General features: G+C 69.6%; 22 protein-coding genes. All 22 read left to right on the top strand.

Translation table 11 applies throughout. The features are described from left to right. Positions 1–12 precede the first annotated feature (12 nt). The gene (locus tag BLR21_RS13385; protein WP_090006173.1) at positions 13–1,047 is read left to right on the top strand and encodes an HNH endonuclease; all 1,035 of its coding nucleotides are present in this window, start codon (positions 13–15) and stop codon (positions 1,045–1,047) included. Further along, positions 1,047–1,709 carry a hypothetical protein gene (locus BLR21_RS13380; RefSeq protein ID WP_090006172.1) on the top strand — a complete coding sequence of 221 codons (663 nt, stop codon included), beginning with the start codon at positions 1,047–1,049 and terminating at the stop codon, positions 1,707–1,709. The genes BLR21_RS13385 and BLR21_RS13380 overlap by 1 nt, the downstream gene beginning before the upstream one ends. Before the next feature lie 35 nt (positions 1,710–1,744). Then, positions 1,745–2,101, top strand: a complete 357-nt coding sequence (locus BLR21_RS13375; protein ID WP_090006171.1) for a hypothetical protein — start codon at positions 1,745–1,747, stop codon at positions 2,099–2,101. Positions 2,102–2,151: 50 nt separating this feature from the next. Continuing rightward, the gene (locus BLR21_RS13370) at positions 2,152–2,820 is read left to right on the top strand and encodes a hypothetical protein (protein ID WP_143027707.1); all 669 of its coding nucleotides are present in this window, start codon (positions 2,152–2,154) and stop codon (positions 2,818–2,820) included. Further along, positions 2,817–3,284: a terminase gpP N-terminus-related DNA-binding protein gene (locus tag BLR21_RS13365; protein WP_090006169.1), complete on the top strand. Its 468-nt coding sequence runs from the start codon at positions 2,817–2,819 to the stop codon at positions 3,282–3,284. The genes BLR21_RS13370 and BLR21_RS13365 overlap by 4 nt, the downstream gene beginning before the upstream one ends. 117 nt (positions 3,285–3,401) lie before the next feature. Continuing rightward, on the top strand, positions 3,402–3,674 hold the full coding sequence (locus BLR21_RS13360) for an HNH endonuclease (RefSeq protein WP_256334664.1): 273 nt from the start codon (positions 3,402–3,404) through the stop codon (positions 3,672–3,674). Further along, positions 3,674–4,129 carry an AAA family ATPase gene (locus tag BLR21_RS13355; protein WP_143027706.1) on the top strand — a complete coding sequence of 152 codons (456 nt, stop codon included), beginning with the start codon at positions 3,674–3,676 and terminating at the stop codon, positions 4,127–4,129. The genes BLR21_RS13360 and BLR21_RS13355 overlap by 1 nt, the downstream gene beginning before the upstream one ends. Before the next feature lie 167 nt (positions 4,130–4,296). Continuing rightward, positions 4,297–4,860 carry a helix-turn-helix domain-containing protein gene (locus BLR21_RS42460; protein WP_176929618.1) on the top strand — a complete coding sequence of 188 codons (564 nt, stop codon included), beginning with the start codon at positions 4,297–4,299 and terminating at the stop codon, positions 4,858–4,860. After that, positions 4,835–6,367 carry a terminase large subunit domain-containing protein gene (locus BLR21_RS13345; protein WP_090006166.1) on the top strand — a complete coding sequence of 511 codons (1,533 nt, stop codon included), beginning with the start codon at positions 4,835–4,837 and terminating at the stop codon, positions 6,365–6,367. The genes BLR21_RS42460 and BLR21_RS13345 overlap by 26 nt, the downstream gene beginning before the upstream one ends. 14 nt (positions 6,368–6,381) lie before the next feature. Continuing rightward, on the top strand, positions 6,382–6,648 hold the full coding sequence (locus tag BLR21_RS13340; RefSeq protein ID WP_090006165.1) for a hypothetical protein: 267 nt from the start codon (positions 6,382–6,384) through the stop codon (positions 6,646–6,648). Continuing rightward, on the top strand, positions 6,645–7,931 hold the full coding sequence (locus BLR21_RS13335; RefSeq protein WP_090006164.1) for a phage portal protein: 1,287 nt from the start codon (positions 6,645–6,647) through the stop codon (positions 7,929–7,931). The genes BLR21_RS13340 and BLR21_RS13335 overlap by 4 nt, the downstream gene beginning before the upstream one ends. After that, the gene (locus BLR21_RS13330; RefSeq protein WP_090006163.1) at positions 7,912–8,700 is read left to right on the top strand and encodes an HK97 family phage prohead protease; all 789 of its coding nucleotides are present in this window, start codon (positions 7,912–7,914) and stop codon (positions 8,698–8,700) included. Before BLR21_RS13335 ends, BLR21_RS13330 begins: the two co-directional genes overlap by 20 nt. Beyond that, complete coding sequence (locus BLR21_RS13325) at positions 8,700–9,977, top strand: phage major capsid protein (RefSeq protein ID WP_090006162.1); 1,278 nt, start codon at positions 8,700–8,702, stop codon at positions 9,975–9,977. Before BLR21_RS13330 ends, BLR21_RS13325 begins: the two co-directional genes overlap by 1 nt. Before the next feature lie 111 nt (positions 9,978–10,088). Further along, positions 10,089–10,490: a hypothetical protein gene (locus BLR21_RS13320; protein WP_218130865.1), complete on the top strand. Its 402-nt coding sequence runs from the start codon at positions 10,089–10,091 to the stop codon at positions 10,488–10,490. After that, positions 10,490–11,092 carry a hypothetical protein gene (locus tag BLR21_RS13315; RefSeq protein WP_090006161.1) on the top strand — a complete coding sequence of 201 codons (603 nt, stop codon included), beginning with the start codon at positions 10,490–10,492 and terminating at the stop codon, positions 11,090–11,092. Before BLR21_RS13320 ends, BLR21_RS13315 begins: the two co-directional genes overlap by 1 nt. Next, entirely contained in the window at positions 11,089–11,382 is a 294-nt protein-coding gene (locus BLR21_RS13310; protein WP_090006160.1) for a Thoeris anti-defense Tad2 family protein, read from the top strand. Before BLR21_RS13315 ends, BLR21_RS13310 begins: the two co-directional genes overlap by 4 nt. 9 nt (positions 11,383–11,391) lie before the next feature. Next, positions 11,392–11,997 (top strand): hypothetical protein, encoded by a 606-nt coding sequence (locus tag BLR21_RS13305; RefSeq protein ID WP_090006159.1) that lies wholly within the window; start codon positions 11,392–11,394, stop codon positions 11,995–11,997. A gap of 137 nt (positions 11,998–12,134) precedes the next feature. After that, positions 12,135–12,563, top strand: a complete 429-nt coding sequence (locus tag BLR21_RS13300) for a hypothetical protein (protein WP_256334662.1) — start codon at positions 12,135–12,137, stop codon at positions 12,561–12,563. Further along, positions 12,563–13,294 (top strand): hypothetical protein, encoded by a 732-nt coding sequence (locus BLR21_RS13295; RefSeq protein ID WP_256334661.1) that lies wholly within the window; start codon positions 12,563–12,565, stop codon positions 13,292–13,294. The genes BLR21_RS13300 and BLR21_RS13295 overlap by 1 nt, the downstream gene beginning before the upstream one ends. Positions 13,295–13,301: 7 nt before the next feature. After that, positions 13,302–13,712: a hypothetical protein gene (locus BLR21_RS13290; protein WP_090006157.1), complete on the top strand. Its 411-nt coding sequence runs from the start codon at positions 13,302–13,304 to the stop codon at positions 13,710–13,712. 51 nt (positions 13,713–13,763) lie between these two features. Beyond that, positions 13,764–14,249, top strand: a complete 486-nt coding sequence (locus BLR21_RS13285; RefSeq protein WP_090006156.1) for a hypothetical protein — start codon at positions 13,764–13,766, stop codon at positions 14,247–14,249. Between the two features lie 7 nt (positions 14,250–14,256). Continuing rightward, the gene (locus BLR21_RS13280; protein WP_090006155.1) at positions 14,257–14,736 is read left to right on the top strand and encodes a hypothetical protein; all 480 of its coding nucleotides are present in this window, start codon (positions 14,257–14,259) and stop codon (positions 14,734–14,736) included. Positions 14,737–14,823 lie beyond the last annotated feature (87 nt).

Genomic DNA, 14,823 nt, shown 5'->3' with positions numbered 1-14,823 from the left:
GCCGGTGAGCTGATGCCGTACTACCTGACCACGGACACGTTCGCCGACGACCCGGAGTGGACGGTTCTGGCCGAGGGCAAGCAGGCGCTGATCGACTCGCTGCAGGCCAGCTACCACCGGCTGATGGCCAAGGCATCGCTGGTGCGTCACGACGGCTACGTCACCGGCGCCGCGGTGCGCCAGGCCGTGACGAGCAAGCGCGTTCTAGTGCTGCTGACCATGCCTGTGCTCGGCATGGCGCCGAAGCTGCACAAGGCCGGCGACAAGTGCGAGTGCCTCGGTGACACCTGGATCGCCGGGTTCGAGTACCGGCTGCACGAGTTCCTCAAGCGCAACCCCAGCCGCAAGGAGAACGACCGCAACAGGGGCCAGAAGGCCGACCTGCGCAACGGCAAGCTCAAGGCGCTGGTCTACGAGCGCGACGGCGGCTGCTGCCGCTACTGCCGCTCCGGGGTGCTGCTGCCCAAGGCCGGCCGGTCCCGCGACCGCCGCAAGGTCCTCACCTACGACCACGTCGATCCGGATCTCGTGGCGGGTGCGGACGGAATCAACCTGGTCGTCGCGTGTGGACGGTGCAACGAGCACAAGGGACACCGCACGCCCGCCGAAGCGGACATGGTCCTGCTGCCCGAGCCCACCGAGGACGAGAAGGCCGCGTGGCGGGCAAGCGGGCAGGTGCTGCTCGACCTTCCCGATCACCAACCGATCACCGACGAAACAGCAACCGATCACGAACTCGCTGGTGATCACGTCGCTGATTCGAACAGTGATCCACAACCTGATCCACAACCGGGGACAAACGACCACATCACGGTCAACGACGCCCTTGAACAGCCACAACACGAACACCAACAACGCGGAACAGGCCCTGCGGAGGGTCCGGGATGGGTCGGGCAGCCGCGCTCTTCTGCTCCTCGGGCCTCACCGCTGGACACCCAACCGGCACGCGACAGCAGCAGCCCGGACATCTACCACCGCGGCACTCGCCTCACCCCGACTCCGATCACTCCGCCTCCGGCGGCACCCAGACAGGAAGGCCCACCGTGATGACCCGCAGACACCCACACGACCAGGGCACCTACGAGCTGCTGCAGGAACAGGAACACCTGCGCCGCGTGGCCTGCCCACCGCTGCCCCTCGGCTGCGGCGCGCCGGCTGGCCACGACTGCGTCAAGCCGCACCGTCACCCGCCTCGTGCCGAGCACGAGATCCACCGCACCGACTGCCCGGCACCGGACGGCTGCGGCGCCGACTACGACGAGCCGTGCCACGTGCCGCACGGCAAACCTCGCACCGGCCCCGGCTGCTGGCGTCGCGTCGCGGCCGCCGACGCCGCCTTCCCCGAGGGCGCCCACCCGGCACTGCCCGAACCGTCCGCACCGCCACCGCCAAGCCGGCGGCTGCTGCCCGTCGAGCAGGTGCGCCGCGACATCGCCGAGCACCGGGTGCCGTGCGGCTGGTGCCACGCCCCGGTGGTGTGGGCGCTCACCCGCAAGAACGTCGAGAGCCCGATCGACGCCGAGCCCAGCGCCGACGGGCACCTCGTGCTCTCCGTCGACGACCGCGGCCCGCGCTGTCACCCGCTCGACGCCCTGCAGATCCCGGCCGCCCGCGCACACGGGCAACGCCTGCACACCCCGCACCGCAAGACCTGCCCACAAGGCGGCAGACCCACGTGGACGCGCGTCGTCCGCCACGGCCGCCACTGAACCGAAGGCACCGCCCGCCGCCGCAGGAGGAACCGATGACCAGCAACGCCCAATGCCGACTGCCCGAGTGCGCCGAGCTCGTGCTGCCATGGATGGACCCTGACTTCTGCGGCAGTACTCACGCCGCCGTCGCGCGCGCCCGCGGCCTGCTGCCGCTGCCCGCCCGCACACCGGCCGCCGTGATCACGGTGCTCGACGAGACCCACACTCATGACGACACCGCGCTCACGGTGTCCGACATGGCCCGCATCTTCGACGTCGATGAGCAGCTGCTGCCGCCCGCCCGCGCGAAGATGCTGACCACGACGACCGCCGGGAACCAGCTGCCCGCGGACACCGGCGCCCTGGCCCGTCTCTGCCGAGCGATCACCCGCGTGGTGACGCGTTGGTGACTCTCGATCCACTCGGTCGGCAATCGCAGCCGTGCGCGGTTCACCCTGGCGTGGGCCGTCTCGCGCTGCCCGGTTTCCGGGTGTGCGAGCCGTGCTTGCGTGAGGGGATGGTCGGCCTGGACGACATCGAGCGGATCGCCCACGCGCTGTGGACGGACCCGGAGTCGCTGTTGCTCAAGCGCGGCAGCGACTCCGGCCGCTCGTCGTCGGTCCCGCGATCGATGAGCCCGGCCGATGACGCCGTGCTCGCCGTGTTCGACTGGCGCTCGATCGCGACGCGCAGAGGTGAGCCCGAGGACTTCGAGATGGTGGTGAACCACTGGGCTGACCGGGTGTGCGCTGACCTCGGCCAGTTCTATCCGGTGCCGCCGCCGGGCAGGTGGCCCTCGGTCATGGTCCTGCGCAGGTGGTGGCACTGGCTGTGCAAGCAGGACTTCGCCGGGCTGGCGGTGTGGGAGCTGACCAACGTCGCGACGGTCCTGCGCGACGTGGCGCACGAGTCCCGCGGCAAAGCCCGCCTCGGCCGCTGCCCCGAGTACCTCGACGGGATGCGCTGCGGCTACCTGCTCATGGTCCGCCCCGACGCCGATCACCTCGGCTGCCCGCGCTGCGGCAAGGGCTGGCCGCGCGAGAACTGGCGACGCCTCGCATCACAGATCGAGGCGGCCGACGACTGGGACCGCGCAACCGGATCAACACCGACAGGGCCACCAGCATGATCAAACCTCGCAAGCAGCTCGTCGACACCAAGACCATCGCGGCCGAGTACGGCGTCGCCGAGCCCACCGTGCGCTCGTGGGCGTCGCGCTACCGCTGGGCCCAGTACGGCGAACCACGGAAACGGTTGTGGGACCTGGCCGAAGTCGAGGCCACCCGCGCCCAGCTGCAGGCCGCCAAGACCGAGCAGGCCGACGTCCTGGCCGAGGCGCTCGAACGCGTGCACGGGCTGATGTGCCACGACGCACGCGATTGGGGGCACGACCGCCGAGACGCGTGGCTCTACGGCGTGTTCGTCGGGTGGGAGTGCGAGGAGCAGCACGAGCACGATTGGGTCTGCGGCGGCCCGAATGCAATGCACGAGGTAGCCGCGCGGCACGGCTGGACACCGGACCAGGTCGAGCAGCTGCGCCGCTACCGTGCAGCCATCGCGACGCGCCGAGATGGACCTAGTGTTGCGCGCTGATCAGCACGCAACGTAACGTGATCCAAGTTGGTGACGTGTCTGCACTGGACACCGCACCCGAAGCCCCGGCCCGAGCCTCTCGGAACCGGGGCTTCCTGCTGTCCGGGGGTGGACAGCGTGGCGGAGACAGCGGGACGCAAAGGCCGGCCACACCGGCGCATCGTCGCCCACCTTCGTGAGCACATGCCGTGGTGCTGGCTGTGCGGCAAGCCGATCAACCTCAACCTGCCGTGGAACGACCGGATGAGCTTCACGGTCGACCACGTCGTCCCGCTCTCGCGCGGTGGCCCGGCGACGCTGGACAACTCCCGCTCGGCGCACCGCTCGTGCAACTCCAGCAAGGGAAACCGTCCACACAAGCCCGACCTCAAGACCTCGCGGGAGTGGTGATGTCGCCGCGCGTGGTGCTGATCGCTGGTCCACCGTGCTCGGGCAAGACCACGCTGGCGCTGCAGCTGGCCCAGGCCGACGACCTGCTGGTCGACCGGGACGCGATCGCCCGCCAGCTCGGCAGTCCCCGCAACCACATGCACAGCAGGTACGTGACCCGGCTGGCCGAGCTGCGGATGCGGGCACTGCTCGCGCGGCTGCAGGCCGGTGACTTCACCGGTACCGCCTACGTGGTGCGGTGCCTGCCCCGGCAAGCACAGCGCAACGCCCTCGCGCGACGGCTCGGCGCCGAGGTGCGGCTGCTCGATCCGGGCCTGGCCGAGTGCCTTCGACGGGCCACTGTGGACGGTCGCCCGCGCGGCACGACCGAGGCGATCCGTCAGTGGTACGCGCGGTCCGACCCGCACGGCCAGGCCGACGCGCAGGCCTCGCTTGGCACGTCGCGCAGCTGGTGACGTCGACCCTCGCTTGACCCCGTCGCACCCACTCTGACCTGCGGAAACAGTTTCCGCAGGTGGGAGGGGGTGTGGGAAGTCGGAAGGGGTCGGCAGGGAGACCCCGCGCCCAACCCTCCCAAGATTTCTCCCCCGAAGATCACGAACGGCTGGGGGTGATCGGTGCGATGAGTGATCGGATCACCGTGATCAGCGATGCGATAGCCGCCGCGATCAGGGACTACCGCAAGCGCCAGGGCATGACTCGCGAGGAGCTCGCCGTCGAGCTCTGGGACGCCGGTGCGCCGCAGGCGATGAGCGCCGCGGTGGTCGGCTACATCGAGACCGGCCGACGCGACAAGGATGGCGCTCGCCGGCGTGAGGTCACCGTCGATGAGCTCGCGCTGTTCGCCCGCGCCATGAAGACCACGGTGGCCGAGCTGCTCGGCGAGCACGCCTCGATGCTCGGTCTCGACCAGGCGCCGCCGTGCCCGTCGTGTGAGCGGCGCAAGCATTCCGGCCCGGTGCAGGACCAGGTGCGCGCGGACGTCGAGCTGTTCGACGAGCTGGAGGACTTCGAGCCGACGCTCGTGGAGGTCGCGTACGCGCTGGCCCGCGAGATCGACACCGGCTCGGAGAAGTTGCCGTCGCTGACGCGCGAGCTGCGCCACACGCTGCACGAGCTCACGTCCTCGCGGCAGAGGCCTCCCGCCGAGGAGGATGATCTTGACGACGCTGGAGACCCGGACTGAGTTCCTGCGGGCCCAGCTCGAAGAGCTCTACGGCCTGCACTGCATTCCCAAGTGGGGCACCCCGCGCGACCTGACGCGCAAGACCTACGGGTCCAAGGCAGCGAAGTTCGCGGCCTCGCTCGGCACGCCTTTCATGCCGTGGCAAAGGTACGTCGCAGACGTGTCTTTGGAGGTCGACCCGTACACGGGTTTGCTGTGGTACGACCAGATCCTGCTGATGGTGCCCCGGCAGTCGGGCAAGACGACGCTGGAGCTCGCGATCATGGCGTGGCGGGCGAGCGCCTGGCCCAAGCAGAACATCCTCTACGCCGCGCAGACCCGCAACGCCGCTCGTGAGAAGTGGGAAGACGAGCACGTGCCGGCGCTGCAGGCGGCGCCGTCGATCAACAAGCGCATCCGGAAAATCGTGCTGCGCAACGGGTCCGAGGCGATCAAGTTCCACAACCGGTCCAAGTGGGGCATCACCTCGAACACCGAGACCGCCGGTCACGGTCCGACCCTGGACATGGGCACGATCGACGAGGCGTTCTCGCAGGAGGACTCGCGCACCGAGAACGCGATGCAACCGGCGATGATCACGCGCAAGCAGCCGCAGCTCTACGTCGTGTCCACCGCGGGCACCGAGAAGTCGCTCTACGTCAACGGCAAGCGCGCGGCGGCGCACTCGATCGTCGAGTCGGGCCTGTCGTCGAAGACGGCGTGTTTCGACTTCACCGTCGAGGGTGGCGTCTACGACCGCAACGACCCGACGACGTGGGGTTCGTGCATGCCGGCGTTGGGCCACACCGTCACCGTGGAGCGGATCCAGTCGAGGCTGGAGCAGCTCGTCGGCGAGGGTAAGCCGGAAGAGTTCGACCGCGCGTACCTCAACGTCACCCGTGACCGGAAGGTCAAGACCGATCCGAACGTGCCGGCCGAGGTGTGGCCGGCGCTCGCGGACGAGCACTCGCAGGCCGGTGACCCGGTGGCGTTCGGTGTGGACATCACCCCGGATCGCCGCTATGCCGCGGTCGCCATGTACGGCGTGCGCGGCGACGAGCTCGGGCACGTCGAGCTGATCGCGCACCGCGAGGGCACCGAATGGCTCGTCGACTTCCTTCTCGGGCTGCGGGAGCGGTGGAACCCGGTCGCGTTCGGTATCGACGCGCGCGGGCCGAGCGTGACGCTGCTGATGCAGCTGGACAAGGCAGGCCTGCGCCCGCCGGCCAAGCCGGACGAGCCGCGGCAGGGTGAGCTCGTGGTCGCGTCCATGCTGGACGTCGCGGCCGCGTGCGGTGACTTCACCGACTCCTGCCGCAACGACAAGCTGCGGCACCGCGACCAACCGGCGCTTAACAGCGCCATGGGCAACGCAATCTCCCGGCCCCTGGGCGACACCTACGCGTGGGGCCGCAAGGTCTCCAACGGCGATATCAGCCCGCTTGTGGCGGTGACGCTGGCGCGGTGGGCGCACCTGGCACGGGTGGACAAGATCGTCAAGGCGGCAGGCCCGCCGAACCTGTACTGATTCGGAGGTCTGCCGTGCTGACCAACTTCGTCGAGGCCGTCGGCTACGGGCTGGCGGTGGCGTTTCTGTGGTTCGTGTGGGCGCCGCTGGTGCTGCTCGGCGCCGCGGTGCTTCTGGTGCTGTGGGCCAACACGCGCGAGCCGGGCAAGGACATGCGCCTTGCGGCCGCCGTCGGCGCGAGCGTCTCGGCCGCCTGGCGGGCGTTCCGCGCGGCCGCGAAGACACCCGAGGACGAGCCGGTGGACGCGGCTGACGTCGCGGTGGCCGGTGGTGCGCGGTGACGTTGGGACGCGCGGTCGCGCGCACGGTGACGTCGATGCGGGCCAGCCCGGAGAACCCGGCCGTGCCGCTGACGTCCGCGTCGCTGGTGGAGTGGCTCGGTGGTGCCCGCACCGACGCGGGTGTGCAGGTGTCGGAACGCTCGGCGCTGCACATGCCGGCGGTGTGGCGGGCGGTCACGCTGATCTCGTTCGTCTCGGCGTCGCTGCCGTTGCGGATCTATCAGGACGAGATAACCCGCAAGCGGGTCAAGAACAAGCTGCTGCGCGACCCGCACCCGGAGATGACGCGGTCCGAGCTGTGGCGGCACAGCTACGGCTCGCGGTGTCTGTGGGGCAACAGTTACACGCAGAAGGTCCGCAACCGCGCGGGCCAGGTCGTCGAGCTGTGGCCGATCACCCCGGACCGGGTACAGGTCGGCAAGGTGCCATCCACGACGGACCTGCCCAGCGGCAAGATCTTCTCGGTCGTCGACGACTGGGGCGTCATGCACCCGATGACGTCGCGGGAGATCCTGCACATCCCCGGTTTCGGCTACGACGGCGTCACTGGTATCTCGCCGATCCGCATGGCGGCGCAGTGCATCGGGCTGTCGGTGGCCGCGGAGAAGGCCGGCGCGAAGTTCTTCGGTCAGGGCGCGATGCTCTCCGGCATTCTGCAGACCGAGCAGCGGCTCGACCCCGACCAGGCCAAGCAGCTCAAGGAGCAGTGGCGGGCCAAGGTCTCCGGCGTCAACAACGCCTACGACGTCGCGGTGCTCGACTCCGACGCGAAGTTCCAGTCGCTGACGATGCCCTACCGCGACGCGCAGTTCCTCGAGTCACGGGTGTTTCAGATCTACGAGATCGCCCGCATGTTCGGCGTCCCCCCGTTCCTGCTGATGGAGAGCAGCAAGAGCACCTCGTGGGGCACCGGGCTGGAGCAGCAGGCGCTCGGGTTCGTGCAGTTCGACCTCACGCCGGTGTGGCTCACACCGACCGAGGAGCGCATCACCAAGGAACTGCTGTTCGGCGACGAGTACGGCGAGTACGCCGTCGAGGGTCTGCTGCGTGGTGACTCGCAGGCGCGCGCGGAGTTCTACCGGGTCATGCGCGAGGTCGGCGCGTACAGCGCGAACGACATCCGCCACAAGGAGAACGAGCCGCCGGTCGAGGGCGGCGACACCTACCTGCAGCCGCTGAACATGGCGCCGCTCGGAAGCACTCCGAAGCAGGGCAAGGCATCCACCAAGGCGTCCGTTGCGGACGAGGACGAAGAGGACGGCGATGACCCTGACGACGACTGAGGAAGAGCGTCGCAGCCTGCCGTTGTCGGTGGCGGGCGTGAACATCCGCGCGGATGGTGACGGCGCGGAGCGGTTCCACGGCACGGCCGTGGTCTACAACTCCCGCACCGCGATCGGCAACCCGCTGCGGTGGGGCTTCTACGAGGAGATCGCGCCCGGCGCGTGCAAGAAGACGCTCGGAGAGGGTGACGCCCGCAAGCTGATCGACCACGACTCCTACTACGTGGTGTCGCGCGTGTCGGCCGGCACGCTGCTATTGGCTGAGGAGCAGCGTGGCGTGACCGTCGACTCGGCGCTGGACACGAATCTGTCCTACGTCAACGACCTCAAGGCCAACATCCGCAACGGAAACATCACAGGGATGTCCTTCGGGTTCTACGTCGTGAAGGACACGTGGACCACCGAGGAGATCGAGGTCGCCGGGTACGACGACCCGATCGAGGTCGACGTGCGCCGCATCACCGAGGTGCGGCTGATCGAGGTCAGTTCCGTCACGTTCCCGGCCTACACCGACACCGAGGCCGGCCTGCGCGCCGTCGCGACCGCACTGCGGCACCGCGGCGACGACGCGGCGATCGAACGCAGCTGCCGCAACAAGCCGGAGCTGCGCAACCTGCTGTACCCCAACGAGGTCGTCAACCGCGAGCCGGGCAGGCCCACTCGCCAGGACGACGCCGAGCCGGGCAAGACCACTCGGTTGTCCCCCAACGACCTGATCAACGCCTACGGGGCCCGCCTGGGCCTGCCGACTGGGAAGGACAACCACTGATGGCAACCGCACAGCTCGACCGCCTGGTCGAGGAGCAGAACAAGGTCTGGCAGCGGATGCTCGACATCCGCGACGCCGCCGAGACCGGCGACCGCGACATGTCCGCCGAGGAGCGGGCGAACTGGGACCTCGCCGAGAAGCGGCTCTCGGAGGTCTCCGGCGACATCGAGCGACTGCAGCGCATGGCGCAGCTGGAGCAGGTCGACCGCTCCCAGATCATCCAGGTCACCGGTGAGGACGTCGACGGCGACGCGGTCGAGCGCGCCAAGCACGACCGCCGCTACGCCGAGGCGTTCGACGGCTACATGCGCGACGGCATGGCCGCGCTGGCGCCCGAGCAGCAGCAGCTGCTGCGCAGCACCTACGACGACCTGCTCGCCGGCAGCGGCCGCGCGCAGCGGGCGCAGGCTGCAGGTGTCGGCACCGCCGGCGGGTTCATGGTGCCGGAGGGTTTCCGGGCCACGATCACCGAGACCATGAAGGCCTTCGGCGGAATTCTGGGCCTGGCCAACGTGATCAACACGGCGACCGGCAACAAGCTGCCGTGGCCGACCAACGACGACACCGGCAACGAGGGCGAGTTCCTCGGCGAGAACACCGCGGTGACCGAGCTGGACGTCACGATCGGTCAGCGCGAGCTCGACGCGTTCATCGTCTCGTCGAAGATGGTCAAGGCGTCGCTGCCGTTCTTGCAGGACTCCGCGATCGACGTCGAGACGTGGCTGGCGCGCAAGCTCGGCGAGCGCATCGGCCGCCGTTCGGCGCGCGCGTTCGCGGTCGGCACGGGCGTCAGCCAGCCCGAGGGCATCACCACGAACATCACGATCGGCAAGACCGGTGCGGGCGGTCAGACCACGTCGGTGATCTACGACGACCTGGTCGACCTGGAGCACTCCGTCGACGTCGCGTACCGCGACCGCGGCCGCGCCCGGTACCTGCTGCACGACGACACCCTGGCGGTGATCCGCAAGCTCAAGGACACCCAGGGCCGTCCGTTGTGGGTGCCGGTTCCGGAGCGGGGCTTCCCGGCGACCATCAACGGCTGGGAGTACACGATCGACAACTCGATGCCCGTCCCGGCGGCGTCGGCCCGGTCGATCGTGTTCGGTGACATCAACGCCGGCTACATCGTCCGCAACGTGCTCAGCGTGCAGCTGCTGCGCCTCGCGGAGCGCTACGCCGAGTCGCTGCAGGTGGCGTTCCTGGCGTTCGCGCGCCTGGACGGCATGGTCGACGACGCCTCGGCGATCCGCGCCTACGAGCACGCCGCGGCCTGATCGCGGGCCCGATCCGGGCCGCACCTCCTTGCACCCCACAGAAGGGGCCCCGTGCCGCGTTCCTGCGCGCGGTGCGGGGCCACCACCCATGCTCGAAAGGGGACACCCCTGATGGACGTCTACAGCACGCTGCGGGCCAAGAGCAGCCTCGTGCCGGTCGCGCGCACCGCGTCGGCGAACGGCACCGGCGTGGACCGCAACGACAACGGCCTGGGCTACCAGGACGCGATGGTCGTGGTGCACACCGGCGCGATCACCGACGGAACCCACACCATCGAGGTGCAGGACTCCGACGACAACGCCAGCTTCGCCGCGGTGGCCGACGCCTACTTGCTCGGCACCGAGCCGGTGATCGCCAGCACCGACGACAACAAGACCTACGACATCGGCTACACGGGCAGCAAGCGCTACCTGCGCGCCATCGTCACCGCGGCGGGCACGACCACCGGTGGCGTTTACGGTGCGACGGTGATCCTGGCCAACCCGCGGGTCGCTCCGGCGGTGCACTCCTGATGGCACTCGTCAGGATCTTGCAGGCGGTCGCCGGGGCCGACTTCTCGTGGGTGGCCGGCGATGTCGTCGCGATGACCGACGAGCAGGTCGCGGTGTGGTGCGACGGCGACCGCGCGGAGCTCGCGCGCGACGTCGTGGTCGACCAGGCCGCGACCGACCAGGCCGTCGAGGACGCCGTGCGCCAGGCCCTCGTCGACGCCGAGCAGCAGCGCCAGGCCGAGCTCGAGGGTTTGCAGGTGCAGGCGCGTGCCGTGGTCGACGACAACGTGGTCGACCCCGACGGCGAACTCGCCGGGCAGCTGCGCGAGCTCGCGGCCGAGCTCGTCGCCGGCGTCGCCCCGGTGCGCGCTGCCGAGCTGGCGATCGCCGCGACGCTCGGCGAGAAGGCGACCAACGCCGTGGTCGAGGGCGCGCCGTCCGAGACCGCCGCGGCCGCAATGCCCGAGGAGGAAACCACCGTGCCCGCAACCGAGCAGAACGCCGACGGCGCCGTGCCCGCGCCGCAGGAGGAGCGCACGGCCACGGGCCGGCCGGAGCGCGCGGCCAAGCGATCGCGTGCCGGCGGCGGCCGCGCTGAGCCGACTCCGGAGACGCGCGGGTGATCGGCTTCAGCCGTGCCCTGGAGCACCTGCTCCAGGGCGTCCGCGTCGCACGGTCGGGTTGGCCGCAGGGACGGTTCCTCATCGTCGTGCCGGGGTCGACGTTCGCGGTGACGGCCGACCGCCCGGTGGGCCAGGCCGCCCCGCAGCTCGTCGGCCGCACCGTCAGCTACGAGCCGCACATCGACGTCGTCGACCTCGCGGCCTCGACGCTCGCAGTGTGGCACCCGACCGGCGCCGACCTGCTCGCGCAGGACTGGTTGATCACGGAGCTGTTCCCGCACGAGCACTGAGGGGGCGAGATGCCGGACCCGGTCTACATCCAGCGCGAGTCCCTCAAGGCCTCCATGCGCATCAGCGACGACACCGACGACGAGCTGCTCGACGACGCGATCCACTCGTCGTGCCGCGCGGTGGACAACGAGTGCGGCCGGCGGTTCTGGCTCGACCCCGTGGCGGTCACGCGGATCTTCACCCCGCACGGCCGGATCTCGCGTCCGGACCCGGCGCGGTGCGCGGAGAGCTTCATCGTCGACGACATCGGCGTCACCGACGACATCGTGGTCGAGATCGGCTCGGGATCGACGTGGACCGACGTCACGTCCAGTGTGGAGTTCCTGCCGGAGAACGCGATCGTGCGCGGTCGGCCGGTGACCAGCCTGCTGCGCACGGTCGGCTGGCCGCTGAGCGCCGACGAACGGCTACGGGTCAGCACCCGGTGGGGCTGGCCGTCCATACCCGCCGAGGTCGTGCAGGCCTCGCGCATCCTCACCGCCCGCCGGTTCCGCCGCAAGGACTCCCCCGAGGGCGTCGCCGCGTCGGACGCGTGGGGCCCGGTGCGGGTGACGCGCGTCGACCCCGACGTCGAGGCGCTGCTGCAGCCGCTGCGGCGGCTCGCGCTGGCCTGACAGCGCACCAGAACGTCCCGACTGGCGGATCGGGACACCAAGGCCGGGGCCGCCCTCGAGGGCGAGCGAGACGTCAACGAGGGCGCCCCGGCCTGCCTCGCTTCCTCCTGTTCACCGGAAGAGAGGTGCCATCCACAGTGGACATCCCTGCGGTCTACCGCGGACTCAAGACCGCGGCCGCGACGATCACCGGCCTGCGGTGTTTCGAGTTCGTGCCGGACGCCCCGAACCCGCCGAGTTTCTTCCCCGCCGAGATGGAGATCGACTACGACAAGTCGTTCGCCGGTGGCATGGAGGCCTGGGTGGTCACCTGCCGGGTGCTCGTGCCCAGATCGGATGACCGGTCCGGGCAGATCGAGCTGCAGAACTACCTCAAGCGCACCGGGTCGACGTCGATCAAGGCCGCGCTCGAAGCCACCCGCACACCCGCTGCCGGTGCGCTCGGCGGCGCCTGCCACGACGTGCACGTGCGCAAGGCCGGCGGTATCGGCCTCTACGAGCACCCGATGGGCAGCTTCCACTTCGGCGCCGACATCGAGGTCTACATCATCGGAAGAGGTGACTGATGTTCCGCGTGCTCACCAACTGCCGGCTGTTCGCTGGCGGTGTCGACCTCACCGGCGTCAGCAACAAGGTCGAGCTGGCGCTGGACCGCGAGGAGAAGGACCGCACGACCTTCGGCAGCGGCGGCGCGAAGGAGCGCACCGGCGGGCTGTTCGACTCGTCGGTGTCGGCATCCGGCTTCTGGGAAGCCGGCAGCGCCGCCATGGTCGACGACCACATGTGGGCGCGACTGGGCGCGCACGACGCGTGGACGGCGACCGAGCACGGCGCCCTGGTCGGCGACGTCGCGTATCTGACCAAGGCGCTCGGCACGACCTACAAGCTGCTCGGCGCGGTCGGTGAGGTCGCGCCATGGGAGGCCGAGGCCAAGGGCGACTGGCCCACCGCACGCGGTCTCATCGCCCATCCGCCCGGCACGGCACGTACCGCCACCGGCACCGGCACGGCGCTGGAGCTCGGCGCGGTCGCCGCCGGCCAGCACCTCTACGCGTGCCTGCACGTGTTGTCGGCCGCGGGCACCACGCCGTCGATCACGGTCGAGATCGAGTCCGACGACGCCGAGGCGTTTGCCAGCCCGACGACGCGGCTGTCGTTCGCGGCCGCGACCGACACTGGCGCGCAGGAAGCCGGTCGCGTTGCGGGCGCGATCACCGATACCTGGTGGCGTCCCAAGTGGACGATCACGGGCGTCGGGCCGTCGTTCCTGTTCGTCGTCTCCTTCGGAATCAAGTGAGGTAGCAATGACTTTCATGGTGTTGACCGCCGCGTTGGTGACGGTCTCCGGCAACGACCTGTCGACTTACTGCGCCAAGGCCGAGCTCGGCATGGAGGTCGAGGAGAAGGACGTCACGACGTTCGGCAGCCTGGGCTGGAAGACGCGCTTGGGTGGCCTCAAGGATGGTGCGCTCGCGTTGAAGTGGATCAACGACCTGGCCGACGGCGCGCTCGACGAGATCCTGTGGGGCATCTTCGGGACCGTCGTCACGTTCTCGGCCCGCGCGGTCAACACCGCGGTCAGCGCGAGCAACCCGACCTACTCGGGCAACCTGCTGGTCAGCTCGCACAAGCCGATCGCCGGTGAGGTCGGTGGCGTCAACGAGTTCGACGTCGACTGGAAGACCTCCGGCGCGATCGCCCGCGCCGTCGCCTGACCTACTTGAAAGCAACACTCGAAGAATTGCTTTCGAGTAGGTGGTGATCGCGTGCCGGTCGAGATGACCTACGACGAGAAGCGCCTCGTGCGCCTGGCCCGCGCGATGAAGTCGGAAGAGGACGGCAAGGCGCTGCGCAAGGACATGGTCAAGGAGTTCCGGGGCGCGCTGAACCCCACCCGGACCAAGGCCCGCGCGGCGATCCGGGCGATGCCGAGCAAGGGCCACGCCGGCATGAAGTTGCGCAGCCGCGTCGCGGCCAAGGTCATGGTGCAGATCCGCCCGACCGGCAAGTTCCCCGGCGCGACGCTGAAGGCCAAGAAGACCCCCAACGTCCGCAAGTTCCGCAACGCGCCCAAGCGCCTCAACCAGAAGTCGTTCCGGCGGCCGATGATCGGCAACCCGCGCCAGCGCGTGCGCCAGGTCGGTGCGCCGGGCTGGTTCGACAAGACCGTGAGAGCAGACCGCAGCGCGCACAAGCGGGCTGCCCGCAACGTGATCAAGGCCGCCGAGAAGCGGCTCCGACGAAAGGTGTGATCCCGCCATGATCATCAAGTACAAGCCGTCCGACGGCGACGAGCAGGTGTGGGACGACTTCGATCCCAACAAGGTTTTCGACGACGCGGCCGAGGAGATCGAGTACCACTACCGCGGCACGTTCGATGAGTTCCACGTCGGCATCCTGCAGGGACAGACGCGGGCCCGGCGGGTACTGCTGTGGCACCTGCAGCGCCTGATCCACCCGACGCTGGCGTACGCCGACCTGCCCCGGTTCGAGCGGCGCGCGTTCACCATCGAGCTCGACCGCGACGAGCTGCTGTCGATGCGCAAGCAGACCGAGAACGCGACGCTCCCCGCAGCGGACCGCGAGAAGGCACTGGCGTACATCGACACCGAGCTGGCCAAGCACATCACCCCCGAGGACGTGGCGGCCAAGGGAAAAGCCTCACCGAGCGGCGCCACGAATACGCCGTCGAAATCGCCCTCCACCTCCACATCCCGCCGTCCGAGCAACAAGGCCTGACGGTCGCGCAGCTTCGGCAGTGCTTCGCCGAGGTCGACGCCATCCGTAAGCACCACGCCGAGCAACAACGCCAGCAGCGGCGTTGAC

Origin of the sequence: Lentzea albidocapillata subsp. violacea (genome assembly GCF_900100275.1) — a bacterium.
Taxonomy (GTDB): Bacteria; Actinomycetota; Actinomycetes; order Mycobacteriales; family Pseudonocardiaceae; genus Lentzea; species Lentzea violacea.
The sequence above is the reverse complement of the archived record's forward strand: the minus strand, read 5'-3'. Positions and strand labels throughout refer to the sequence as shown.